Origin of the sequence: Pseudoalteromonas sp. A601 (assembly GCF_002165575.1) — a bacterium.
GTDB lineage: Bacteria > Pseudomonadota > Gammaproteobacteria > Enterobacterales > Alteromonadaceae > Pseudoalteromonas.
This window is the reverse complement of sequence record NZ_MXQF01000016.1, coordinates 1-24,405: the sequence shown is the minus strand read 5'-3', so window position 1 is coordinate 24,405 and position 24,405 is coordinate 1. Positions and strand designations below refer to the sequence as shown.

Annotated in this window: 24 protein-coding genes and 1 pseudogene; all 25 read left to right on the top strand. The window is 34.9% G+C overall.

The annotated features are described in order from the left end of the window. Positions 1 to 43 precede the first annotated feature (43 nt). Complete coding sequence (locus tag B5G52_RS14155) at positions 44 to 1,036, top strand: exopolysaccharide biosynthesis polyprenyl glycosylphosphotransferase (protein WP_087533296.1); 993 nt, start codon at positions 44 to 46, stop codon at positions 1,034 to 1,036. 182 nt (positions 1,037 to 1,218) lie between these two features. Further along, positions 1,219 to 2,145, top strand: coding sequence for a Wzz/FepE/Etk N-terminal domain-containing protein (locus B5G52_RS14150; RefSeq protein ID WP_217896189.1), 927 nt, complete (start codon positions 1,219 to 1,221; stop codon positions 2,143 to 2,145). A 101-nt stretch (positions 2,146 to 2,246) separates the two neighbouring features. Continuing rightward, positions 2,247 to 3,287, top strand: a complete 1,041-nt coding sequence (locus B5G52_RS14145) for an EpsG family protein (protein ID WP_176372556.1) — start codon at positions 2,247 to 2,249, stop codon at positions 3,285 to 3,287. Continuing rightward, the gene (locus tag B5G52_RS14140; protein ID WP_087533293.1) at positions 3,284 to 4,417 is read left to right on the top strand and encodes a glycosyltransferase; all 1,134 of its coding nucleotides are present in this window, start codon (positions 3,284 to 3,286) and stop codon (positions 4,415 to 4,417) included. Before B5G52_RS14145 ends, B5G52_RS14140 begins: the two co-directional genes overlap by 4 nt. A 1-nt stretch (position 4,418) precedes the next feature. Continuing rightward, on the top strand, positions 4,419 to 5,249 hold the full coding sequence (locus B5G52_RS14135) for a polysaccharide pyruvyl transferase family protein (protein ID WP_087533292.1): 831 nt from the start codon (positions 4,419 to 4,421) through the stop codon (positions 5,247 to 5,249). 5 nt (positions 5,250 to 5,254) lie between these two features. After that, positions 5,255 to 6,511, top strand: coding sequence for an oligosaccharide flippase family protein (locus B5G52_RS14130; protein WP_087533291.1), 1,257 nt, complete (start codon positions 5,255 to 5,257; stop codon positions 6,509 to 6,511). Between the two features lie 6 nt (positions 6,512 to 6,517). After that, positions 6,518 to 7,504: a glycosyltransferase family 2 protein gene (locus tag B5G52_RS14125; protein WP_087533290.1), complete on the top strand. Its 987-nt coding sequence runs from the start codon at positions 6,518 to 6,520 to the stop codon at positions 7,502 to 7,504. A gap of 28 nt (positions 7,505 to 7,532) precedes the next feature. Next, a complete protein-coding gene (locus B5G52_RS14120; RefSeq protein WP_087533289.1) occupies positions 7,533 to 8,285 on the top strand; it encodes a glycosyltransferase family 2 protein in 753 nt (250 codons plus the stop codon). A gap of 370 nt (positions 8,286 to 8,655) precedes the next feature. Beyond that, positions 8,656 to 9,144 (top strand): transcription/translation regulatory transformer protein RfaH, encoded by a 489-nt coding sequence (rfaH, locus tag B5G52_RS14115; RefSeq protein WP_087533288.1) that lies wholly within the window; start codon positions 8,656 to 8,658, stop codon positions 9,142 to 9,144. A gap of 737 nt (positions 9,145 to 9,881) precedes the next feature. After that, positions 9,882 to 10,271, top strand: a complete 390-nt coding sequence (locus B5G52_RS14105; RefSeq protein ID WP_087533286.1) for a four helix bundle protein — start codon at positions 9,882 to 9,884, stop codon at positions 10,269 to 10,271. 232 nt (positions 10,272 to 10,503) lie between these two features. Next, on the top strand, positions 10,504 to 11,622 hold the full coding sequence (locus B5G52_RS14100; RefSeq protein ID WP_087533285.1) for a polysaccharide export protein: 1,119 nt from the start codon (positions 10,504 to 10,506) through the stop codon (positions 11,620 to 11,622). A 9-nt stretch (positions 11,623 to 11,631) separates the two neighbouring features. After that, a complete protein-coding gene (locus tag B5G52_RS14095) occupies positions 11,632 to 12,066 on the top strand; it encodes a low molecular weight protein-tyrosine-phosphatase (protein WP_087533284.1) in 435 nt (144 codons plus the stop codon). Positions 12,067 to 12,080: 14 nt separating this feature from the next. After that, positions 12,081 to 14,324, top strand: a complete 2,244-nt coding sequence (locus B5G52_RS14090; protein ID WP_087533283.1) for a polysaccharide biosynthesis tyrosine autokinase — start codon at positions 12,081 to 12,083, stop codon at positions 14,322 to 14,324. A gap of 154 nt (positions 14,325 to 14,478) precedes the next feature. Continuing rightward, positions 14,479 to 15,765 carry an oligosaccharide flippase family protein gene (locus B5G52_RS14085; RefSeq protein ID WP_176372555.1) on the top strand — a complete coding sequence of 429 codons (1,287 nt, stop codon included), beginning with the start codon at positions 14,479 to 14,481 and terminating at the stop codon, positions 15,763 to 15,765. Positions 15,766 to 15,781: 16 nt separating this feature from the next. After that, a complete protein-coding gene (locus B5G52_RS14080) occupies positions 15,782 to 16,477 on the top strand; it encodes a sulfotransferase family 2 domain-containing protein (protein ID WP_176372554.1) in 696 nt (231 codons plus the stop codon). 7 nt (positions 16,478 to 16,484) lie between these two features. Further along, positions 16,485 to 17,315 (top strand): sulfotransferase, encoded by an 831-nt coding sequence (locus B5G52_RS14075; protein WP_176372553.1) that lies wholly within the window; start codon positions 16,485 to 16,487, stop codon positions 17,313 to 17,315. Next, the gene (locus tag B5G52_RS22485; protein WP_303394027.1) at positions 17,308 to 17,832 is read left to right on the top strand and encodes a DapH/DapD/GlmU-related protein; all 525 of its coding nucleotides are present in this window, start codon (positions 17,308 to 17,310) and stop codon (positions 17,830 to 17,832) included. Before B5G52_RS14075 ends, B5G52_RS22485 begins: the two co-directional genes overlap by 8 nt. Beyond that, positions 17,807 to 18,859, top strand: coding sequence for a glycosyltransferase family 4 protein (locus B5G52_RS14065; RefSeq protein WP_087533278.1), 1,053 nt, complete (start codon positions 17,807 to 17,809; stop codon positions 18,857 to 18,859). Before B5G52_RS22485 ends, B5G52_RS14065 begins: the two co-directional genes overlap by 26 nt. Positions 18,860 to 19,011: 152 nt before the next feature. Further along, complete coding sequence (locus B5G52_RS14060) at positions 19,012 to 19,980, top strand: hypothetical protein (protein ID WP_140394329.1); 969 nt, start codon at positions 19,012 to 19,014, stop codon at positions 19,978 to 19,980. Positions 19,981 to 20,016: 36 nt separating this feature from the next. After that, positions 20,017 to 21,150 (top strand): glycosyltransferase, encoded by a 1,134-nt coding sequence (locus B5G52_RS14055; RefSeq protein ID WP_087533276.1) that lies wholly within the window; start codon positions 20,017 to 20,019, stop codon positions 21,148 to 21,150. After that, entirely contained in the window at positions 21,147 to 22,289 is a 1,143-nt protein-coding gene (locus B5G52_RS14050; RefSeq protein WP_087533275.1) for a glycosyltransferase family 4 protein, read from the top strand. Before B5G52_RS14055 ends, B5G52_RS14050 begins: the two co-directional genes overlap by 4 nt. After that, on the top strand, positions 22,286 to 23,215 hold the full coding sequence (locus tag B5G52_RS14045) for an SDR family oxidoreductase (RefSeq protein ID WP_087533274.1): 930 nt from the start codon (positions 22,286 to 22,288) through the stop codon (positions 23,213 to 23,215). The genes B5G52_RS14050 and B5G52_RS14045 overlap by 4 nt, the downstream gene beginning before the upstream one ends. 23 nt (positions 23,216 to 23,238) lie before the next feature. Beyond that, positions 23,239 to 23,787, top strand: a complete 549-nt coding sequence (locus B5G52_RS14040; RefSeq protein ID WP_087533273.1) for a sugar transferase — start codon at positions 23,239 to 23,241, stop codon at positions 23,785 to 23,787. A 166-nt stretch (positions 23,788 to 23,953) separates the two neighbouring features. Further along, positions 23,954 to 24,136: a four helix bundle protein gene (locus B5G52_RS22390; protein ID WP_254911215.1), complete on the top strand. Its 183-nt coding sequence runs from the start codon at positions 23,954 to 23,956 to the stop codon at positions 24,134 to 24,136. A gap of 88 nt (positions 24,137 to 24,224) precedes the next feature. Further along, positions 24,225 to 24,362, top strand: a pseudogene (locus B5G52_RS22385) (four helix bundle protein); the annotation flags it as partial. Between the last annotated feature and the right edge of the window lie 43 nt (positions 24,363 to 24,405).

Genomic DNA, 24,405 nt, shown 5'->3' with positions numbered 1-24,405 from the left:
AAATTATAGCATTCTATTTTTCATTTATGAGGTTGTAGAGTAAATGCTACAGTTTGTTTCTAATAAATTAGAAGAGAGTTCTTCATTATTTGAACAGCTCAAAAAGGGTCGCTCTGTTAGGGCTCCAAAGTATGCATACCGGGCGTCCAATGTTTATGTTTATTGCCCTGAGAATAAAGTCAAACACTTAAAAGATGCGTTTAAAGGTTATGATGTAAATTTTATTTTTAATGATTATACGCTTAAAAATTTAGATCAAAAAATTATTACTCATTTCGATAATTCAAAGTTGTCTAATGAGAAAAGAAATTTTCTTGTAACTGCAACAGAGCTTGGCGCATGGGTAGAACCTTTAATAAGCTACCTTGATGAAAGAATGGGATACACAGAGGTTTCGCTTTTACAAAGTAGCTATTTTTTGCACCAAAAAGCGTTTTCTATACTTAATACAAAGAGAACTCAGTTAGCTAAAAGGTCTATTGATCTTTGTGTTGCCATAATTTTAATTTTATTATTTCTACCAATAGCTTTAATAACAGCACTATTTATTCGTTTAGAAAGCAAAGGCCCTGTTATTTATAAACAAAAACGAGTTGGGCAATATAACGAAGAATTTAAAGTTATTAAGTTTAGGTCAATGAGGATTGATGCCGAGGAAGATGGTGCTAAGTGGGCAAAAGAAAATGATAGTAGGGTCACTCGAGTTGGTAGCTTTATTCGAAAAACCCGCATTGATGAAATACCACAATTAATAAATGTTCTACGAGGAGAAATGTCAGTGGTAGGCCCTCGGCCTGAACGAGAAGTCTTTATTGAAGATTTAGAGAAAGTTATTCCCTATTATCGGTTTCGTCATGCTGTTAAACCCGGAGTAACCGGATTAGCACAAGTTAGTTACTCATACGGAGCATCGATTGAAGATGCGGTTTGGAAACACAAATACGACATACATTACATCAAACATCATAGTACGTTAGTTGATTTTAAAATTATTTTTAAAACAATTAAAGTTGTGATATTTGGTATGGGTAGATAACTTGTGTATTTATAATTTATCTCATTAACATTAGAAATGTATTACGATTTAAGTAATCTTTTTTAAGGCTTACACTAAGTGAATAGGCCGGTGTGTAACTATTAAATTAGATAATAATTGTTGTTTATGAAATGAAACTAGAATCTATTAAAAGTACTAATAACAGAGGAAACACATTAAAAATGGACGAGCAGAAGCCTATTACATTTTTGGAATTAATTCAGGCTATCTGGGAAGGCAAATGGTTAATATGTTTTTCGGTAGTACTTTTTACTAGTGCTGCTGTTGTATATGCACTATCGTCGCCAAATATATATAAAGCAAGTGCTTTGCTTTCACCCTCAGAGTCACAATCAGGCTCAGGTTTAGGTGGAATGGCAAATCAATTAGGGGGACTAGCCGCTCTAGCTGGTGTAGATATTGGTGGTGGAGAAGGAAGTCAAACAGCCCTAGCTGTGCAGGTATTAAACTCAAGAAAGTTTGTATCTAACTTTATAACAAACCGAAATATATTGGTTCCATTAATGGCTGCAAATGGCTGGGAAATGGCTAGTGACACATTGAAGTACGATGAAGAAGTCTATGACCCTAGAAAAGATCAATGGCTGAGAAAGCCAAAAGGCTTAAGAAAGGCAAAGCCTTCAGCGCAAGAAGCTTATGAAGTTTTTATTAATGACGTTTTTTCAATTACGCAAGACAAAGAAAACGGTTCATTTACAATATCCGTCACACATTATTCTCCTTTTTTAGCTCGAACATGGGTGAACTGGCTCGTTGATGACATAAATGAGGTAATGCGAGAAAGGAAGAAATTTGAAACACAACAAAACCTTGCATACTTAAATAATCAATTAAATAAAACGTCTGTGGCTGAAATGCAGGGTACATTTTATGAGTTAATCAAAGAGCAAACTAAAAGCTTAATGTTAACTGAGGTACAAAAGGATTTTGTATTCAAAGTCGTTGACCCTGCAGTTGTGCCTGAAATGAAGTACAAGCCTCAAAGAGTACTAATCGCGTTAATGGGCTTTGTTTTAGGTGGTATCATCGGCTTATTAGTTGTGTTTCTTCGCTTTGTAATAAAACAAGATAAAGCAACCCAGCTATAGAAACAGAGGGAAAAAATGTCAGCAAAATTCCAAAGCTTTATGCAGTAAATGAAGTGATGTACCTACTTACCACGTTTATTAGCGTGTTATATCTTTATTTTATGGATAGAAGGTTTGAAAAGCTTGCCTTCTTTTTGATCCTCTTGCCAGTGGTTTTCTTTTATTTTCAAATGCCTGCATTTCAATTTGATGTAGGTACTGATTATATGTCATATGTAGACATGTATAAATATGGCTACAATATAGAGTATTACTATAATAAGAAGGAATATGTATTTTATTACATATTAAGGATGTCAACAGCCTTAAGGCTTGGTGAGCAGTCTATATTTATACTGGTGTCTGTTGTTTACTCTGTGTTTTGGTTGTACTTTATTTTTCTTCTAAAAAATGCCGGTTATAAAGTTTGGGTTTTTGTATTTTTGTACTTCACAGTAACTGGTATTTATCAAAATCAGTTAAATGGTTTAAGGCAGTATATGGCGATAGCGATATTGCCTTGCTTGTTTATCGTACTTTATAATAGGCAGTATTTTGTAGCCATGGTTTTGACCGTTTTAGCGTCATTATGTCATGCATCTTTTATTCTGGTGTATCCGTTTTTTATTTTTATATATCTCAAACCAACACCTTTTAGGGTTTTGTTTTTATTTTTGTTTAGTTTTATTGTCTCTGCATTGGTTGTTCCTAAGTTGCTACCTCTTATTGTTTCAACGTTGTTTGGTAGTTATGCTGGATATTTTGAGAGTGCCTTGTCAGCAAGTGCTAACCTTGTTTCTGTAATAACAAAATTATATTATATGCCGCTTTTTTTACTTGCTATGTACACTTACAGAAAGGAAGTAAAGTTAGGCGTATATGATGATAGCTATGACATGGTAATGCGCTTTTTTATGATTTTAGCGGCGACCTATTGGTTATTTATTGTAAATATGTATTTTGGTTTTTTTGGTAGAGTAGCTCAATACTTTATGATTTTTTATATTTTTCCTATTTACTATCTAATTGCGCAATATGTTAAAAAAAATAAAGTCTATTCAACTATCTTAGTAATTTGCTACGTACTTTTACCATATTTTTTAAAAGTAACGTTTTTAGCAACATCTGAGTACGATTACAACTCTATATTAAAAGGTCTATGATGGGATTGAAAAAGGTTTGTATTGTAGCGCCTATACACATTTGGGATGACGTAAGGGTATTTAAAAAGCAAGCAGTATCATTAGCTACACATGGCTACGATGTGACCCTTATCGCTAAAATGCCTCATGAGTTAGATCAATGTACTATCGATGGTGTAAAGCTAAACCGTTCAAAAATAGCAGCTCTAGGGAAAATTGGCAGGATTGTTTGCATTTATAAAGTGTTTATACAGGCACTCGAATCAGGTGCAGATGTTTACCATTTACACAATCCAAATACTATTCCTATTGTTTTTTTATTGAGGCTTTTTTCAAAAAAAGTAATTTACGATACTCATGAAGATTATTCGAAAAGACTTTTATTTAGAGAGTGGATACCAAAAAGGCTGAGAAGCGTAGCATGTAAAGTTGTTTCAACACTTGAGTGGTTAACGGCTAATGTCACAAATAGGGCTATAGGTACTCAGGACTCAGTAGTGAAAAGGTTAGGTAAGAAAGCCGTTTTAATCGGAAACTCACCCAGGTTTAATCAATCTCTTATTGATAGAGTTCAGGAGTTGAAAAGTGAAGTGAGTTTAAAAAATGATTGCTTTAGACTTGTTTACTTGGGAACGATCAATGAGCCTAGGGGGATAACTGATATTGTAAACTCTTTAGAACTAGTGAATAAGGAAAGGCAAGTTAGGCTTTGTTTAATTGGCGAGATAAGTAGTAATTACTTGGAAACACTAAAGGCTTTGCCTGGTTGGAAGTATGTTGATTTTACAGGTAGGTTAAACCAAGAGCTTGCTTTTGCTTACGTTGCACAATCTGATATAGGTTTAATTTATATACATGACGTTGGTGATCACTCATCTACTGATCCAAATAAGCTTTTTGAGTACATGTCATTTTCAAAGCCTTATATTGCAAGTGACTTCAGCAGCTGGAAAGGTAAGCTTGAAGCATCTAAGTCAGGTGTGTTTGTTAAGCCTGCTGAGCCAAAACTGCTTGCTGAGGCAGTAGCACGGCTTGCAGAAAATAAAGATGAGTTAGAGAAAATGGGAATTAATGGACAGTTATTTGTAAAGAGCAATAACTGGGAAATTGAATTTTTAAAGTTAGCTGATATATATAGTGAAATAGTTTGAAATGAAATTAATATCTTTATACAAAATTACAAAATCTAAAATTTTAACTATTTTTAATTATCATTATAATTTGAATAGGTATGGTAAAGATAATTGTATACTAGTTAACTACTTCAAAGGTGTGCCTAATTGGGGCGACGATTTAAATGAATACCTAATTGAAAAAGTGTCCGGTAAAAAAGTAGTTATATACCCCTACTCTTTTAAAAAGCATATTCTAGGCATTGGATCTATTTTACATAGAGCCAGAAATAATAGTATTGTTTGGGGGAGTGGTTTAATCTCTTCAGAGAGTGATTGTAATAAAAGACTGGATATCAAATTGTTACGAGGCCCTTCTACAGCAAATATATTAAATTGGAAGGGAAAAGAGTATGGCGACCCAGGAGTTTGTATCAGGAAGTTTTATAGCCCACGCATTGAGAAAAAATATAAATATGGTTTGATCCCTCATCATGTAGATAAGAATAACCCAATTGTAAAGGCGTGGGCAAGCAGAGCTGACACCTTACTCATCAATATTCAGCAAGATATAGAGCCATTTATAGATCAGCTATTAGCGTGTGACAATGTTCTATCTTCATCATTGCATGGTTTAATTGCATCAGACTCATATTCAATTCCGAATGCTCATATTGTTTTTTCAGATAAGCTTTTAGGTGGGAGATTTAAGTTTGATGATTACGCATTAGGTATAAGTGACACTAAAAGAGAGCCAATTTTAATTAATGAACAAATTGAAATTGATGATCTAGGAAAGTCATTTTACTTCAATGAAATTACTGACGAAAAGATTGAACGAATATTGAGCTTGTTTCCGAGTGAAAAGTGAGTCACATGCGATTTCTCAATAAAGTAATGCATGACGCCTTTTATCGTCAAACTGTTGTTGTGTTTCTTATTAAGGTTTTTTCTTCTCTTTTAGGTTTTAGTACTACTATATTTTTAGTGAAAAACCTAGGTGGGGAGACCTCAAGTGATTATTTTTTCTTAATAGCATTATCTTCAGTGCTTACTGCACTATCAACATTTGGTGCGCCAGAAGCTATCTTAAAGTTTACAGCAATTAATAAGAGTGTAGGGAAATTAGTAAAGTCAGTTGTGAAAAATGCATGTTTTCTTTCGGTTGTATTTTCATTTGTAATTACGTTTATTTTATTTGTTGTTAATAGGGCGATAGACCTATCTGATGAGAAGTTATTCATACTTTCTATGGTAGTTGTACTACCTCTATCATCTATCACATTGTTATTATCGTCGGCTCTTCAAGGGGCTGGTAGAATTATTCTTGCGATGATAGCTACAGGTGTTGTGCAAAACATAATTTTATTATCATCACTAACTTTATTTGTCAGCAGTTACTTTGAGGCTGCGTGTGCTTTTGCTTTAGGTAACTTATTGGCATCACTAATTGCCATTTACTATCTAAATAAAGACCTTAATGACGAGAATGGAAACTTTGATAATCGCTCGTTTAAATCAACATGTAAATCGATGTTAGTAAGCCAATCTGTTGTTCAGTATAATAATCATGCAGGTATTTTGTTGCTAGGAATTCTGTGGGCAGGTAAAGATATATCCATAATGGCTGTGTCGCTTAAGTTAACAACAATGTTATCCTTTATTATCATTGCAGTTAATCGTGTATTAGCTCCACAAATAGCGATAACTTATAAAAATGGTGATTTAATCGCTTTACAGCACTTGATAAGCAAATCGTCGCGATTGATGTGGGTTCTATGTATTCCAGCTGTATTTTTCATTATGGCATTTAGCAAACAAATTCTAATGATGATTGATGAATCATACCCCAGCCAATATTTAGTATTGATAATTTTAGTCGTAGGTCAATTGGTTAATGTAATTACAGGCAATATTGGTTTATTACTATCAATGACAGGACATGAAAAAATACAAAAAAATATTTTATTATGCGCATTAAGTATTTCCTTGATTCTAGGCTATTTCCTTATCCCTAGTTATGGCCCACTAGGCGCTGCAATAATGACAACCGGTACTGTGATCATAGTAAATATCTCCTCTTATTTTTATGTTTTAATAAAATTAAAACTAAATACACTTAAAGTTCTGTAGGTTTATATGAAAAAGAAAGTGAGTCTATTAATACCTGTCTACGGTGTTGAGAAATATCTTGAGGTATTCTTAAATAATTTATGTTTGCAGACCTTGGAAGACATTGAGTTTATAATCGTAAATGATGCTTCCCCAGATGGATCAGACGATATTATTCAAAAATATTTAAAAAAAGATAGTCGTTTTGTATACATTAAAAAAGATATAAATGAAGGGCTATATAAAGCACGGCAAGATGCTTTTGATAAAGCCGAAGGTGAGTTCGTTATTAATTTAGATTCGGATGACTTTATTTCTCCAGATTTTGTCAAAGAACTTTATACATTTGCAGTGAATGAAAAGCTCGATATTGTTGTTAGTAACGTTGAGTTGGTCGATGAAAATGACAGACTATTAAAAAACAGTAAATCTAAAAAGCATGAAGAAAATTTCGTATTTTCGACTGAGAACTTGCTTTCTCTTCTTTCAATACCTTATGCAACTTGGTGCAGGATGTATAAACGTGAGCTGCTTATAAAACGAGAGTATAGGTATGATAAGGGGGAGCTTTACTTAACAAATTTTCATTTCCTAGAAGGTGTTAAATCTGGCTTAGCGGCTGATGCAACATACTACTACCGCATAAGGGATAACAGTATGTCTTCTGCTTGTAATTCATCAAAGAAATTACAAACTAAACTGTCTGGCGAGTCTATTCATAATTTTAATCGTGATATCACTTCGCAATGTGTTGATATAGATGCACTCCCAAGTTATCGATTGTTCAATAACCTTTCTTTTAGTAAGTTGAACTTTGTATCTTGCATTTATGGTAATCAAGGAAAGCGGTATAAAAGATTAAAAAGTATAATAAGTTCTGAATTTCCAGCTTCTACAAAATATCTTTTGAGTAATATTAGCTTAATTCCATACGAGCTCGCTATTTTTATTCTTTTCGATAAGTTAGGGCTTACTAGGTTGTTATTGTTTATAAAAAGTAGAGGTCTTAAATAGCTTGTAAAGCATTTAATTGAAATTAGTTATGAAAAAAAAAGAACCCCTCGTATCTATTGTGATGCCGAGCTACAACTCAAGTCAAACTATTGAAAGTAGTGTTCATAGTGTTATTGAGCAAAGCTATAAAAATTGGGAGTTAATTATTGTTGATGATTGCTCAAGTGATACGACTTGGCAAATGCTTAAGGATTTTGCAGCCAAGTACGAAAATATAACGTGTTTTCAAAATGAAACAAATCAAGGTGCGGGTGCCAGTCGCAACCTTGCCATAAGCAAAGCTAAAGGGCGCTTTATATCTTTTTTAGACTCAGATGATCTGTGGACAGCTAACAAGCTATCTGAGCAAATAGAGTTTATGTTAACCAATAATTATGGTTTTACTTATACTTATTATAGTCGTTTTGACTCAAGTTCTGAGCTTGGAGTAGTAACAGCGCCAAAGCACATTGATTATAAAAAGTTATTGTACAGCAATGTAATAGGATGCTTAACTGCTATATACGATACACAGCTCTTAGGTAAGCGATATATGCCGTTGATAAGAAAGCGCCAAGATATGGGGTTGTGGTTAGATATTCTTAAGGATATACCTAAGGCATATTGTTTACCTAAAGTTTTGGCAAAATATAGGGTAGGTAATGGAATGAGTGCGAATAAAGTGAAAATATTGTCATATCAATGGCAATTTTATAGAGAGGTAGTTGGCTTAAGTCCTATTAAGTCACTAGCGGTATTTTCTGTTTATGCTGTGAAAGGTTACATAAAACATAGAAAATAGTACTGTCAATCGCACCGCATATCCATTTCGCAGTGTTAAAATTAATCAGCAAAGCTGATTTCGCTCGGTTGTAATAGAAACCAAATTAAGAGCAAGTTGCTACTAACAACCTCAAGGTGAAGCTCCCTTGCCCAATATACAGCCCCTATTATTGATGCCGTTTCAAATGGAAAAGGTACACTTGCTTTCTATATGAAACACCAATAACGTAAATAAGAGCTCTAAGCTATAGAAAATGCCCCCATTAACCATGAAAAGTTTTAATGGGGTTTTATATAGACAGTACCCTAATTAAATGCGTATAATCTCCACTCTCAAATTGCAAGTGTAAGCAATCGAAGTTAGAGAAGTTAGTATTTTAGGGATTGATATGGATAGTTGGTACTTATTATTTTGTAAACCTCGTCAGGAAGCACGAGCGAAAATTAATTTACAAAACCAAGGGATTGAGGCTTTTTTTCCTCTTCTAAAAACAGAAAAGCTCGTTAAAGGTCGTCGTACCGTTAAAGAGTCAGCGTTATTCCCAAACTATTTATTCGTTTGTTTAAATTCACAAAACTGTAACTTTTCTGCGGTAAAAAATACCCGTGGCATCAATGGTTTTGTGTCGTATGGTGCGTCATATCAAATAGTACCTGAGCAGTTGATCAGCGAATTACAAAACTTTAAACCAAATTTAAATACCAACGACCTGCCAAATGCGGGTGATTTAGTGTACCTGAATAACGGTTCATTCAAAGACGTACAAGCAATATTTAAAGAGCCAGACGGCGACATGCGCAGCATATTATTAATTAATCTACTAAATCAAAAAATAGAAGTAGCAGTAGATAATAAAGATATAAGAAAAGTAGGTTAAAGGCGAAACTGATATATTCACAAAGAGGTTAAGAGACGCTGCGCTTAAGAGGGAAAAGCTCAAAGAAAGAAACGAAGGGCCTGGAGAGTGAAAATTTATTTTGTCTTTCTCATTTACCCTCATTCACTTCTCTTTGTGCAAAAAGTGGTTTTCGTAGGAGCAGGCTTTAGCCGCGAAAGAATTAAGTGATATATTCACAAAGAGTTTAAGAGGCGCTGCGCTTCAGAGATGCACAGGAAGGCGTTAGGGAAGTAACATATTTATTTGTCTTCTCATTTTCTCTTATTCACTTCTCTTTGTGCAAAATAGGTGTTTTGTAAGGTATGGATTTTGGCCTTTAATCTTGCACCTTAAAACTGATTAACCTAGAACCTAGAACCTAGAACCTAGAACCTAGAACCTAGAACCTAGAACCTAGAACCTAATTTTTTATCAGTACGTAGGAACTGCAACCTAGGGGCGGAAGCGTGCCCGAAGGGCTAGACAAGCAAATAGTTTTGCTTTCAAGCTGGAGCGAGAGGAGCTCTGCGACGAACTGGAACGTGAAGCGTGTCCGAAGGGCTAGACAAGCAAATAGTTTTGCTTTCAAGCTGGAGCGAGAGGAGCTCTGCGACGAACTGGAACGTGAAGCGTGCCCGAAGCGATATGCTTAAGGAAGACAAAGGTTTTAGGCTCTAGGAAAAACCATAGTCTCAGCTATAGTTAATTTACGAATTTTGGCGTGTTTAGGTGTGGTTATGAAGTTTGAACAGTTAGATGTATGGAAAAGAGCTTCCCGGTTAGCATGTAATACTTACAAAGCGATAACTAAATGCAAAGACTTTGGGTTCAAAGAGCAAGTTACACGTGCTGCTATATCTATACCCTCTAACATTGCAGAGGGGGTTGAACGTGATTCTCAAGCGGATCAAGCTAGGTTTCTATATTATGCTAAAGGTTCAGCAGGCGAGCTTGTAACGCAAATATATATAGGAATAGAAGTAGGCATTATTGAAAAGTCTCTAGGCTTAGAGCTAATAAGTGAAGCTAGAGAGGTTGCTGCGATGCTCGCGTCATTAATCAAAATCAGAAAAGGTTACATTAAAGATGTTGAAGCTAATTACAATATTGAAGAACCTAGAACCTAGAACCTAGAACCTAGAACCTAGAACCTAGAACCTAGAACCTAGAACCTAGAACCTAGAACCTAGAACCTTTTAACTAAATTTACAAAAAAATTACTCGCTTGCCTGTTTACTGAGCAACCAACCTTGCAGAGTTAACAGAGCCATGCTTTAATTAGCCAGCGAAAATATAACAGCACATATCATTATAACTAAGCTGAAAGTTTTAGAATTTTATAATATTTGGGAATATACAATGGCGCTAAGCTGTAAAACACTTGTGGCATCACTTACCTTGCTCACAATGACAGGTTGTACAATCATCCCCGGTAGCCATTTCGAAGGAATCGAATCGGGTGAACAAGTTGATAACTTAGAACAGGATCTCGAAAAGGTTAATATCCAAATAATTGACTCCTCGTTAATTTATCAACAAAAGCAAACCGCTAAAAAAGCTAAGCCAACTTCGAGCCTTGATGGTATTGATACCAGTGATTATCAATACAAATTAGGTGTGGGCGACGTACTTACCATTGGTGTTTGGGATCACCCAGAGCTAACAATACCCGCTGCTGTACAGCGTACCGCTGAGTTTGACGGCTTCCGCGTACAAGCTGATGGCACCATTACTTACGCTTATGCTCCTAATATTCAAGCAGCAGGTAAAACCGTACAAGAGGTTCACACAGAACTTGTAAAGCGCCTTAGCCGAGTGATTGAAGACCCACAAATCGACATAAAAGTGGTAGGGTTCAGAAGCCAAAAAGCTTATGTGACTGGCGAAGTAACAAAACCTGGTGTTTACCCTGTTACTGAAATACCACTAACTTTAATTGATGCATTAAATAAAGCGGGTGGTTTAACCAAAGAGGCAGATTGGCGCACGGTGACTTTTACTCGTGGCGATAAAACTGAAGTCATTAAACTTGATGACTTTTATGCACATGGTGATATTTCACAAAATCGTTTATTACAACATGGCGACATAGTGCACGTTAGTCGTAATGACCTACAAAACGTATTTGTATTAGGTGATGTAAAACGTGCAGGTTCTGTTGGTATTAACCGTTACGGTTTAAACCTAGCCGAAGCACTAACAAACTCTGGTGGCTTAAACGAAAACACAGCTGACGCTAATGGCGTTTTTGTATTACGTAAACGCGACTTACAGCGCGATGGCGTGATTGCTGATGTTTACCAGTTACATGCTAAAAATGTAGCCGCATTAGTGTTAGCTGAGCAGTTTGAATTACAGCCACACGATATTGTGTATGTAACCTCAGCACCACTTGCCCGTTGGAACCGTGTAATAAGCTTATTACTACCGTCTATCGCGACAGTTGACTCTATCGACGATTTAGCTGCAACTAACTAAGGGGATGCGATGTTTGATTCTATCTTAGTCGTGTGTGCGGGTAATATTTGCCGCAGCCCAACTGCAGAATATGTACTTAAAAGTAAGCTTGAAGGTAAAAATATTGTAGTTTCATCAGCAGGTTTAACCGCACTTGAAGGTAAACCTGCTGATGCTACCGCAAAACAAATTGCTGCCCCCCATGGTATTAATATGGATGCGCACCAAGGTCGCCAGCTTAACTCGAGCCTAGTGGTACAAAATAGTGTGATTTTAGTGATGGAACAACGCCACTTAACTGATCTATGCAACCGCTACCCAGAGGCCCGTGGTAAAACATTTTTACTGGGTAAATGGTTAGGTGATAAAGAAATCCCCGACCCTTACAGGCAAAGCCTTGAAGCATTTGAACACGTTTACGAATTAATCGATAGCGCTTGTAGCGCTTGGCAAAAGTATTTATAAGGATAGGCTAGTACATGAATGCTCAGCCCACTGCAATAGCAGCAAATAAGCAAAATCGCACACCAGAACAAAACCCAAGCCAAGAAATTGACTTAATGGCGCTACTAGGCGCATTGCTCGACCGTAAATATTTTATCATTGCAGTAACTGCTGTATTTATGTTTGTAGGTGTAGTGTATGCCGTATTCTCTACCCCTATATATCAAGCTACAGCGATGATCCAAGTTGAAGAAAGCGGCGGCTCAGTCCCTGGGTTTGACGACATGGCTGGCATGTTTGAAAGCACCTCTGCCGCGGTGACCGAAATCGAGCTACTAAAATCACGCTCAATCATAGGTGAGGCAGTTGATACCCTAAAGCTTGATATAATTGCTGAGCCTAAACTGTTCCCATTTATAGGTGGTCGCGCGTTTCGTAAATTTACCCCAATGAGCAAGGGTGATTTAGCTGAACCAAGCTTTGGCGCAAGCACCTACGCTTGGGGTGGTGAGAGCATTGATGTATTTAGGTTTGATGTACCAGAGTCAGCAGTAGGTTTGGATTTTGTGCTAGTTGCTAAAGAAAATAATAGCCTTGTGTTATTAAATGATGAAGGTGAACAAGTTTTAGCAGGTAAAGTAGGGCAAGAACTCACAAACGGTAAGTTTAACCTAACTATACGTAGCTTAAATGCCCGCGCCGGTACTGAGTTTATAATTACTCGTAAAGACCGCCTTAACACTATTTTAGATTTACAAGCAGCTATTGGCGCCAGCGAAAAGGGTAAAGATTCAGGCATTATTAATTTAAGCCTACAAAGCGCGCAACCCAATTATGCTGAAAAAGTGCTTGATAAAGTAGCGGCTATTTATGTGCGTCGTAATGTTGAGCGCAATAGCGCAGAAGCACAAAAGTCACTCGAGTTTTTAGAGGTGCAACTCCCTGAAATTAAAAAGCAACTCGAATACGCAGAAGAGCGCTTTAACGATTACCAAATCAAACGTCAATCAATAAACATTAGCCTTGAGACCCAAGGCGTGCTTGAGCAAGTTGTTGAGCTTGAAACAAAACTACAAGAGCTAGAACTTAAACGCCTTGAAATGAGCCGCAAGTTTAAAGAAAGCCACCCAACTTACCAAGGTGTACTTGAGCAAATTGAGGCTGTTGAAAAACAAAAGCAAATTTTAGTCAGTGAAGTTGGCAACTTACCTGAGACTCAACAAGAGTTACTACGTTTAAAACGCGATGTTGAAGTAAGTAACGAAATCTACACTCTATTATTAGCTAAAACTCAAGAGCTTGATATTGTTCGTGCAGGTACCGTAGGTAATGTACGTATTATTGACTACGCTGAGGTCAATACCTCAAAGCCAGTTAAGCCTAAAAAAGCCTTGATTATGGTAATGGCAACCATGCTAGGTGGCATGTTGGCTGTTGCGATAGTGCTAGTACAAAAAGCCATGCATAAAGGCGTTGAAGACCCTAATGAAATTGAAGGAATCGGCTTACCTGTATACGCTAGCGTGCCTTACTCAGATTACCAAGATAAACTCACAGGCTTTAGTAAAGCCCGTAAAGCTAAAAATAAACCTAAATCTATATTAGCACTTGATAACCCAGCAGATTTATCAATCGAGGCATTGCGAAGCTTACGTACTAGCTTACATTTTGCGATGATGGAAGCTAAAAATAATCTTATAGCAATATCAGGCCCAAGCCCGGACGTAGGTAAATCATTTATATCGGTGAACTTAGCCTCAGTACTGGCACAAAGCGGTAAAAAGGTATTAATCATCGATGCTGATATGCGTAAAGGCTACCTGCAAACTCAATTTGGCATAAAGTGGGATGATGGACTAAGTGATTACTTATCAGGGCGTTTAAACTTAAGCCAAGTGACTAAACCAACTCCCGTTGATGGGCTAAGCGTAATTACCCGAGGTCAAATACCGCCGAACCCGTCTGAATTATTAATGCACTCAAACTTTAGTAAATTAGTAGAAGAAGTAAGCGCTGAGTATGATTTAGTAATTATCGATACACCTCCTATTTTAGCAGTAACAGACCCGGCGATTGTGAGTGCTCATACTGGTACTACGTTATTAGTGACGCGTTTTGGCCAAAATCATATTAAAGAAATAGAGCTAACCCGTAATCGCTTTGAGCAAAACGGTACCGACGTAAAAGGTGTGGTTTTTAATGGCGTAGTTAAAAAAGCGAGCAATGCTTACGGTTATTATGGTTACTATAACTATGAGTATAAAAGTGATAAGGATTAAAGCAGCCAATTTGGCTCTATAAATAAAAGCTTGTCATTTATGTATTAAATGAACATATTAGAAAATTAATGAAAATGATATTTTATTTTTTAGGTTATGCAGAATGTAGTCTGAAAAAATTTAATCATTTTTAATTTTATAGGTGTGGGCAAACGTGTTTTCTTCTCAGTTGAATAGTATCTTTGGTACTATTTTAAAAAATAGTTCCTTAGCACTTTTAGTTAAAATTATCGGCTCGGCTATATCAATATCTTTAGCCGCTATAATTGCTAGATATTATGGCCCTGATATAGCGGGTCAATACTTTTTATTGATGTCGATTGTTACTTATTTTGTAGTTGTTGGTAGTTTTGGTCAACAGAATGCAATGTTGCAAAAAGTATCAAGCACAGGATCAGAAGAAAAAAAGTTTACCTTGTTAAATTCATCTATCTTTATTGTAATGTGCTTCTCTATGATTTTGTCGTGTTTAATGTACTTTGCATCAGAGTTTATATCATCTAACATTTTTAATAAACCAGAATTAAAAGAAGCTCTAGAGAGTATTGTATTCCTTATCCCTTTATTGTCTCTGTTAAATGTTTTTTCTGCTTATTATCAAGCAAATAATAGAATAATAGTTTCCATGAGTATTCTGGGTCCCATACCTAATACCATTGTGTTAGCTGTGCTAATGCTTGTGAGTTTTATTGGAATAGAATTGCAATTTAATAATTTTATTCTATTTGTTATTATTTGCACATTTATATCTTTGCTTTACTCTTCTTTTATGGTTCGGGGTTATGAGTTTGACTCCCTAGATTTCGGAGCTATAAAAAAAATGCTATTAATCGGATCTCCGATGCTAGTGGTTCAAGCATGTATGCAACTTAATTCACTCATAGGGCAATTTAGTTTAGGTGTTTGGGGTACTACAACTGATATAGCATTTTTCGCAATTGCAAATAAGATTGCGATTCTCATAAGCTTAATTTTAACATCGGTAAATAAGATAGCGGCGCCTAAATTCAGTGAGCTTTACTCAACGGGAAATTATGAGGAACTAAAGGTTGTTGTTAAAAACTGTAGTAGATTGATGCTTTTATTTTCTTTTCCTTTTTTACTAATTCTGTTGTTTTTTCCTAAATGGGTATTAGGCTTTTTTGGTGAAGAGTTTGAAGCTGCAAGCCAAATTCTTAGAATACTTGCTGTAGGTCAGTTTATTAATGTTTCTACAGGATCTGTGGGATTTATTTTATTAATGACAGGAAGGCAAAAGGTTGCTCGAAATAATATGCTTTTATCTCTTTTTATTGCATTATTTTTATCCATAATCATCGTTCCCGTATATGGGGCAGATGGCGCTGCAATAGTTACTCTCCTATCATTGAGTACGGCTAATTTGTTGTCGTGGTATACAGTGAAGAAAGAGCTAAAAATTAATACATTTAAGATACTTTGAAGTTAATATGATATATTTGAAATCTAAAAAAATTATTTTTATACATATTCCAAAAACAGGTGGAACAAGTATAAATAAGTTGCTTACAAATACTGTTAAAAACTGCGATATTGTTACTTCGGAACAGTCTCGATTTCGAAAAGCTCTCAATAAAATTACAGGAAATCAGAATTTTAAGAAACATGAAAGTGCTCTGGAATTACTTAATAAATTGGGCGAAGACAATTTCAATAGCCTTTTTTCATTTGCTGTAGTGAGAAACCCATATGATTGGTTAGTTTCATATTACTTTTTCATTACAGAAACGACAATAAGCCCTGATACGAATAAGCGTTGGAGTCATCATCTATACCCACTTGTAAAAGGTATGACTTTTAAAGATTTTGTATCGTGGGTTTGTGACCAGAATGGATTGTCTAATTTAGCATCTCGTAAATCTTTAGTATTTGAAAATAATAAAAAAGTTTTACAAAAAGATTGGGTTAGTAATTTAGATGGAAGCTTACTTGTTAAAAGGATTTTGAAAGTTGAAGAATTACAAGCCCAAGTACCTTTATTATTAAATGAGTTAGGTCTCAATAATAGCAAACTTCCTCATGTTAATTCATCTAAAAGAGGTATATATGCAGAGTATTATGATGAAGTAACTAAAAATAAAGTTTATGAGCATTTTAAGGAGGATTTTGATGCTTTTGGATACACAAGGGACTAAGGGTTATATGAAAAAAATTTTTATTGTCGGTCGGCATCGTTCAGGAACTACTTGGCTGGCAAATATATTAGCTAGCCATAAAGATGTTTACACGCCAGTACATCCTGAACATAAAGGGCAACATGAAAGCGCCTTTTTTTGTAATGTTGTCCCGTATTGTACCGAGGGTAACTTGGTTAATATAAGTAAGTTAATAAATGTGTTTGCTAAATCTGATTTTTATAATTTGTTGTTGGAAACCGGTCAAATTAAAACGAATAAAACAATAAAAACTGAATATGATTATTTTTCGCAAGTAATGGATTGCGCCGCATTTAATGCTGAGTGTGGGGCTTGGGTTGAAAAGTCACCATCACATACATTAATTCTTAATGACCTAATTGATAATTATCCAGAAGCAGTGTTTGTTGCAATAAAACGTAATTTTCTTGATACTGTAACTTCTAATGTCTATGGTTTCAGTAACCCTCATAGTTTATTTGCGTGGATTAAGGTATCAATTTGGACTTGTATATTTGAAAAAATAATCGAAGCAAATAGAAAAAAAATCTTATTAATAACATACGAAGAATTAGTAGAAGGAAATAGTATTCAAAAAGTGCTAGATTATGCAGGTTTAGAGTCAACGGAAGATGTTACTAGTAAATGGACTCCCTCTTCTTCTTATAAAGGAGCTTCAAAACCTAAAATCCAATTACGATCAAAAGTACTAGCATACTCTGTAAAAGCTATATTTAGTCTGGTTCCTTCAGTATTATGTGTTCATTATGGCAAATTTTGGGTTTCACATAATAAAAAATTACCATTGTGGTTTTATAAGGTGGGTGGGCTTGAATAATTTAATCATAGCATTTGTTATCAAATTACTAAATTCTCTACCTCGAGGCAGCTATTTTAATCTCCTTAGGCGTCATATATTGAATTTGTTTTTCTTTAAAAGAAATAGTCGGTTTAGTATATCTAATGGCTTAATCGTTAGACCTTACACTGGAATAAAAAACCTACAAATTGGTGATGGGGTGTTTATTAATCATGGCTTTAGCTTTGGCTGTCCTGAGGCTAAGATAGTAATAGGGGGTTGTACTAAAATAGGGCCGAGCTGTTTGATAGAAACAGTAAATCATCCTTATTTACAAGAAAAAAATAAGCATGTTGCAACAAGTAAAGATGTAACCATTGGTGGTGGAGTTTGGATTGGTGCTCGCGTAACTATCTTGCCCGGTGTATCAATTGGAAATAATTCAGTAATTGCAGCGGGATCTGTTGTTACAAAGGATATTCCTAGTAATGTATTAGCCGGGGGCGTCCCAGCAAGAGTAATAAAGAAATATGAAAAAAATATTGATTTTCTCTGATGAGTATTTAGGCAAAGGTGGTGGTGCAGGGGTCGTCGCAGATCAACTCTTTAATGATTTTAAGCGCCAAGGTGATGAGTGCTATTTATTGACATATAAAAGTATACCTTCTTGGGTTCCTAGTTTCTTTTGGATTATATATTACCCTGTCTTATTAGTTATACAGTATTTTAGGACTAGATATGATTTAATAGTCTGTAATGACCCTAAAGCTATTTATACATTAGGACTTCTTAATCGGTTAGGTTTTAAATTTAATTATAAATGTATTATGCATGGCTCTGAATACCGAATATTCTCAGAGTGTATAAGCTTTGTTAATAGGATTGTTTTATTTAAATACTTTTTTCAAATTTCAATAAACAAAGCAATGGAAGTTATATTTGTAAGTAAATGCGTTAAGAAACAGTCGCAAAACTCATTTGATATAACAAACAAAAATTTGAAGGTGGTTTATGCTGGGGTTGAATTGGCTATATTCACACCGCCTGAAAAGATTAACACACCAGAATCAAAAAATAAGATTATCTTAACAGTTGCTAGAGTTATTAAAGGGAAAGGGCATTTTGAGTTCTTAGAGGAGTTTAAAAAAGTACTTTCTAACGACTCTTCATTTCGGTGGCATGTAGTTGGAGATGGTATGGATCTAGATTTGTTAAAAAGTGCTGTTCAAACTGCCGGTCTTGAAGAGTTTGTAATTTTTCATGGCAAAGTAAATAGAGTAGACATTATAAAATTATACAGAAACTCTTACGTTTTTGTGCTGTTAACTAAGTTAAAAGAAGCTTTTGGTTTGGTATTTATTGAAGCAAACTCACAAGGTTGTGCTGTTATCGGTCCTAACAAACATGGCGTCAAAGAAGCTATTGAAAATGGAGTAAATGGATATCTAGTTGATAATCTTAATTGTGTTTCTGGTTTAATACTTGACAAAAGTAAAATTTCATCCATAACACCTGAGGCTTGCATAAAACACTCTCAAAAATTTTGTTCCTCTAAATTTGCTTTAGAAGTGAAAGAACTTTGATTTACTTAGCCTCTGTTGTCTTTCTATTTACGTTTCTACTTTGTTTATTACTAACTAAAAGTTATTATATTTCATTTATTGTTAGTGTGCTTAAAACCTTTTTTTTCTCTTTGTTTTTTTTACTTTACTTTCAGCACCACTTAACAGATGACTTGAAGTATTATGAAGAAGCGCTATCATTAATTAATTCATATAACAACTACAATGATTTTTTTTCATTTTACTTTGAACTTAGTGAGTTATTAAAAACTAACCACACTCTTTTCTTTTTATATAGTGCTGCTTCGATTGCAATAATTAATGAAGGATATTATTCAATTGTTCTAATGAATATATTCCTATCATGTGTTTCAACTTATTTATATGCTAAGGTGTTTACTCACTTGTTTGTGTCAGGAGATAAAGGTTTTAAATTTTTCTTTTGTCTATTAGCTTTACACCCTACTTTAATAACCTGGTCTTCTGTTATTGCATTAAAGGAAGTTTTGGTTTTGCTTCTCTCAGGTGGATATTTTTATTTAACTATTATAATAATTAGATCTAAAGCTACTTGGGAACGATTGTTTTATCTTATCATTATATTTTTTATACTTTATTTAATGCTCGATTTGAGGTTTTATCTCGTTTTTATATTTTTAGCCGCTACTTATTTTGGGTTTTCTAAATATAAGCTGAAGGGATGGAATTTACTTTACTTACTATTAATTGCTGGAATTGCCATTTTCATAAGTCTTTCATTTATACCAAGAGCAGAGAATGCTTTTTCACTTTTTTTAAAAAATTTTTCTAATCCTTTATTAGGTCTTCCAAGGTTTTTATTAACACCACTCCCATTTAGTATAGAATTTGATTATTCTTTCATCTTATTTGATAGCATACTACATTGGTTAAGCTTCCCTTTAATATTAGTTGGGTTTACCATTTTTCTATTAGATGCAAAGAGTAAGGAAGTGCTCTTTTTTACAAGCTTCTTTTTTGCCCTCATATTGGTTTATAGTATGTTTGAAACGTTACAAGGTCCTAGGCATAGAGTTCAGATTTATCCTCTTTTTTTATTTTTTCAGATTAAAGGGGTTGTTTGGATAGCTAAAAGTTTAGGATTTGTCCGTGCTTTCAAATAAAAAGGGTGTTTTTATATTTTTATTATATGGATTTTTATGAGTAAAGTAATGCTAATAAATAGTTTGGGGCGTGGGGGAGCTGAAAGGGTTTTTTCAAACCTTGCTAATTATTTTAATGAAAATGGTGTTGATTTTAATGTTGTTTCATTATTAAATGTAAATGATTATTATGATTGTAGTGGTAATAAACCAACCTATTTAACAGCCTGTCAGGCTTTATCTTTCATAACACTTTTAAAGTGTTTGGTTGTTTTTTTTATTTTTTGCGTTAAAAATAAAGTGACTTTGGTTCAAAGTCATCTTTTTTGGTCAAATTATATAAATGTAATCACCTCTAAGATATTAAATTATGATTGCCAGCTTGTGCACTGTGTAGCCTTTAATTCTAAATTTAAAAAAGGTAAAAAAAGATCTTTTCACTTTTTTGTCTGTAACTTCTTACTCAAGTATGCATCTTTGAATGTTTTTAAAAGTTATGAAATGAGAGATGAATATATAGAGTTATTTAAACTTGATAAAAATAAAACAAAGGTAATATATAATCCAATAGACCTTGAAGTTGCGACTGTTAAGCCTCATGTACACAATGAGCATCCTAAAGTTAATTCTAAACCTTTTTCTATAGGATTAGTTGGTAGATTCCATCTTAGCAAAAGATATTTTGATGTCCTTAAGTTAGCAAATATAGTTTCAAATGACTTTGTGTTTTATTGTATCGGGACTGGGGATGAGCTAAGTGAGATAAATGAAAAACTCATCAATTTTAATTTGACGGATAAAGTACACTTACTTGGTTGGCAGAGTGAACCACTAAAGTTGCTTGCGAATATGGATGCTTACTTATGTTGTTCTGAGGCCGAGGGTTTTCCTAATTCATTAATAGAAGCAATGTCTGTTGGCCTTCCTTGTATACATTCAAATTGTATGACAGGGCCAAAAGAAATTTTGGGTCATGTAGAATCATTTGAGGGTGGGCTATCATATAGGGAGTTTGGCCTAACTTTTGAAGTTGGTGATATAGAAGCTATTAAAAATGGTTTAAATAACCTCGTTACGAATCCAGTTTTATATAGTAAATATAGTGAAGCAAGTTTAAATCGTATTAAAGAGTTAAAAAAAACAGATTGTTTTAAAGAATATTTAACTGTATTTGATGAGGCAAGCAAATGAAAAATTTGCTAATTATTGTTAATGTTGATTGGTTTTTTATCTCTCATCGCTTACAGATTGCTAAAAGAGCACTTGAAAGTGGCTATGAAGTCACCGTTGCGTGTAGGTTTACTGAACATAAAGAAAAGTTAGTATCTATGGGCTTTAATGTTATAGATATCCCATTTAACCGTAGTGGTGGGGGGGTACTTTCTGAGCTAAATACTATAAAAATCATTAAATCAGCTATTGAAGATGTTAAACCTTGCCTTATACATGCTATTACTATAAAACCAGTGCTATACACAGGCTTAGCTTTAAAAGCGGTTACGAAAAATATTCCTTTCGTTGCCGCAATCTCTGGGCTGGGTTATGTATTTACTGCTAAAACTGCCAGGGCAAAGTTAACTAAGTTTATTGCGTCAGTTTTTTATAAAATAGCCCTGTCGCAAAAGTATAAAACGATAATTTTTCAGAACACGTCAGATGAAGAAATTTTGACTGTGATTACCAAGTTAAAAGCAACAGATAAAATATTGATAAAAGGCTCAGGCGCTGATCTGTCTGTTTATACCTATCAACCTGAAAGTATGAATATGCCTGTTAAAATAGTTATGGCTTGTCGTCTGCTTAAAGAGAAAGGGGTATATCAGTATATTGATGCTGCAAAAATAGTAAAAGCACAGCATCCTAATACAGAATTTTTACTTGTTGGCACACCCGATTTAGAGAATCCAAATACTGTAAAACAATCAGAGATTGATATTTGGGCAGAGCAAGGGGTAATAACTTATTTAGGTCACAGAAACGATATACCGGATGTTTTTTCAAACAGTAATATTGTTTGTTTACCATCGTTTTATGGCGAAGGTGTTCCAAAAGTTTTAATTGAAGCAGCTGCTTGTGGAAGGGCTATTGTAACAACTGATAATCCTGGTTGTCGAGATGCAGTAATTGAAGGTGAAACAGGGCTTACAGTGCCGACTCGTGATGCTAATGCACTTGCTACAGCTGTACTTAAACTTATAGAGCAACCTGAATTAAGAGTTGCAATGGGCGCTAAAGCGAGAGTTTTTGCTGAAAAAGAATTTGATGTTAACAGTGTAGTCAATAAGCATTTGGAAATTTATAACAATTTATTAAGTCGTGTAGAAAAATGATTGCACTAACAGGTTATACTGGGTTTGTAGGGCAGCATTTATTAGAGCTGCTAAATACCACCGATTGTTTGTTATTAGGGCGTAATACCTTAGCTAATTATTCTCGTTTTTACGAGTTTGATCTATCACAAACCAATGATTTAGATTTAGTCAGTAAACTGAGCAAGGTTGATGTTTTGGTGCATATAGCTGCTCGTGTTCATATTATGAACGATGACTCGACAGATCCTTTAGCTGAATTTAGAGCTATAAATACTGATAGCACTTTAAATTTAGCTAAGCAAGCAGCGCAGGCAGGTGTTAAACGCTTTATATTTGTAAGTTCTATAAAAGTTAATGGTGAAAGTACTACTGATAGACCTCCCTTTACTGCAAATGAGAACCCAGCTCCTGAAGACCCTTATGGGCTATCTAAAGCTGAAGCTGAGCAGCAGTTATTAGAACTTGGCAAGCAAACTGGTATGGAAATTGTGATTATACGCCCACCACTAGTTTATGGTGAAGGTGTAAAAGCAAACTTTGCTTCACTGATGCGGTTTGTGGGTAAAGGCTTACCATTGCCGTTTAGATCGATAAAAAGTAACAAACGTAGTTTAGTATCAGTTTATAATTTAGTTGATTTAATCAAAACTTGTATTGAGCACCCAAAGGCGGCGAATCAGGTATTTCTAACGAGTGATGATTATGACTTATCAACCGCAGAAATAGTGGCATTAATGGCTAAAGTGCAGGGTAAAAAAAACCTAGCTTTACCTGTGCCTGTTTGGTGTTTTGGGTTAGTCGGTAAGTTGCTTAACAAGAGCGATGTTATCGATAGATTAACTGGCTCATTGCAGTTAGATATTACTCATACAAAAAATACCCTTGATTGGGCTCCGCCTTATTCAGTTGAACACGGTTTCAAATTAGCTGCTAAAAAACCTTAAAAAAATAATTAATGGATTTATAAATGATACGTTTACTCGACTTTTTGTTTTCACTCTTTGGTTTGTTATTTGCATTACCATTTTTAGTGATTTTATACTTTATTGGTTTGTTTGATACTGGCTCACCTATATTTATCCAAGAGCGTGTTGGCCGTAATAAAAAACCATTTACACTAGTAAAATTTAGAACCATGACAGTTGATACTGCATCTGTCGCTAGCCACCTAGCAAGCACTGCATCAATAACTCCTTTTGGTGGTTTTTTACGTAAAACAAAGCTCGATGAGCTACCACAACTTTGGAATGTGTTAAAAGGTGAAATGAGTCTTGTAGGCCCACGCCCAGGTTTATTTAACCAAGAAGAGCTCACTCAAGAGCGTGAAGCTAAAAATGTATTTGACGTACGCCCTGGCATTACCGGCCTTGCCCAAGTTAACGAAATTGACATGTCTACCCCTGAACTATTAGCTAAAACAGACCGCGAGATGATAGATACCATGACCATCGGAAACTACTTTAAATATATATTAATGACAGTAACCGGCAGTGGTAGTGGGGACCGCATCAAATAGATGCGAGGTAAAAGTTTAAAGGTACAAGGTGAAAGGCAAAAGATTAAAGATAGAAGTGATCTAACCCCGATAAAGTAGACACGGGGCTCAGATTCTCAATGGAAAAGCTATAGGCAAAAATACAAGCTTTAAAGTTAAAGGACTTAAGTTAGGTATAAGGGATTTTATGCAATTTGAAGATTTAGCGGTATGGCAGCGTTCAGCTGATTTAGCTTGTGAGATTTATATACATTTTAAATCAAGCAAAGAGTTTGGGTTAAAAGATCAAATTACTCGCTCAGCTTTATCTATTTCTTCAAATATTGCAGGAGCAAATTTTGAACGCGCTTGCGCGGCCTCGAAGAGGTGAGATAAATGGACTTATCGAATAACGTTATGAGAGGAAGACCCCCAAAGATTATGCGAGGTTTCTTTCATATTCCAAAGGTAGTTGTGGTGAGTTACGGTCTCAAATTTATATTGCCGTAAAAATTGGCGAAATTGACATAAAAACATCAGAATTTTGGATCGAAGAGACAAAGCAGCTCTCAAAAATGTTATCAGGCCTGGTGAAGTCTATTGAGTCGTGGGAGTAAGTGTCATAAGCTACCTTTGACCTTTGACCTTTGACCTTTGACC

Coding starts and splice junctions, on each gene's coding strand:
- B5G52_RS14055 (WP_087533276.1), top strand. CDS start 20,017: ATGAGTAAAGTAATGCTAATAAATAGTTTGGGGCGTGGGGGAGCTGAA.
- B5G52_RS14130 (WP_087533291.1), top strand. CDS start 5,255: ATGCGATTTCTCAATAAAGTAATGCATGACGCCTTTTATCGTCAAACT.
- B5G52_RS14100 (WP_087533285.1), top strand. CDS start 10,504: ATGGCGCTAAGCTGTAAAACACTTGTGGCATCACTTACCTTGCTCACA.
- B5G52_RS14125 (WP_087533290.1), top strand. CDS start 6,518: ATGAAAAAGAAAGTGAGTCTATTAATACCTGTCTACGGTGTTGAGAAA.
- B5G52_RS14145 (WP_176372556.1), top strand. CDS start 2,247: ATGGATAGAAGGTTTGAAAAGCTTGCCTTCTTTTTGATCCTCTTGCCA.
- B5G52_RS14120 (WP_087533289.1), top strand. CDS start 7,533: ATGAAAAAAAAAGAACCCCTCGTATCTATTGTGATGCCGAGCTACAAC.
- B5G52_RS14050 (WP_087533275.1), top strand. CDS start 21,147: ATGAAAAATTTGCTAATTATTGTTAATGTTGATTGGTTTTTTATCTCT.
- B5G52_RS14090 (WP_087533283.1), top strand. CDS start 12,081: ATGAATGCTCAGCCCACTGCAATAGCAGCAAATAAGCAAAATCGCACA.
- B5G52_RS22390 (WP_254911215.1), top strand. CDS start 23,954: ATGCAATTTGAAGATTTAGCGGTATGGCAGCGTTCAGCTGATTTAGCT.
- B5G52_RS14140 (WP_087533293.1), top strand. CDS start 3,284: ATGATGGGATTGAAAAAGGTTTGTATTGTAGCGCCTATACACATTTGG.
- B5G52_RS14150 (WP_217896189.1), top strand. CDS start 1,219: ATGGACGAGCAGAAGCCTATTACATTTTTGGAATTAATTCAGGCTATC.
- B5G52_RS14075 (WP_176372553.1), top strand. CDS start 16,485: ATGAAAAAAATTTTTATTGTCGGTCGGCATCGTTCAGGAACTACTTGG.
- B5G52_RS14040 (WP_087533273.1), top strand. CDS start 23,239: ATGATACGTTTACTCGACTTTTTGTTTTCACTCTTTGGTTTGTTATTT.
- B5G52_RS14045 (WP_087533274.1), top strand. CDS start 22,286: ATGATTGCACTAACAGGTTATACTGGGTTTGTAGGGCAGCATTTATTA.
- B5G52_RS14095 (WP_087533284.1), top strand. CDS start 11,632: ATGTTTGATTCTATCTTAGTCGTGTGTGCGGGTAATATTTGCCGCAGC.
- B5G52_RS14105 (WP_087533286.1), top strand. CDS start 9,882: ATGAAGTTTGAACAGTTAGATGTATGGAAAAGAGCTTCCCGGTTAGCA.
- B5G52_RS14135 (WP_087533292.1), top strand. CDS start 4,419: ATGAAATTAATATCTTTATACAAAATTACAAAATCTAAAATTTTAACT.
- B5G52_RS14065 (WP_087533278.1), top strand. CDS start 17,807: ATGAAAAAAATATTGATTTTCTCTGATGAGTATTTAGGCAAAGGTGGT.
- B5G52_RS14155 (WP_087533296.1), top strand. CDS start 44: ATGCTACAGTTTGTTTCTAATAAATTAGAAGAGAGTTCTTCATTATTT.
- rfaH (WP_087533288.1), top strand. CDS start 8,656: ATGGATAGTTGGTACTTATTATTTTGTAAACCTCGTCAGGAAGCACGA.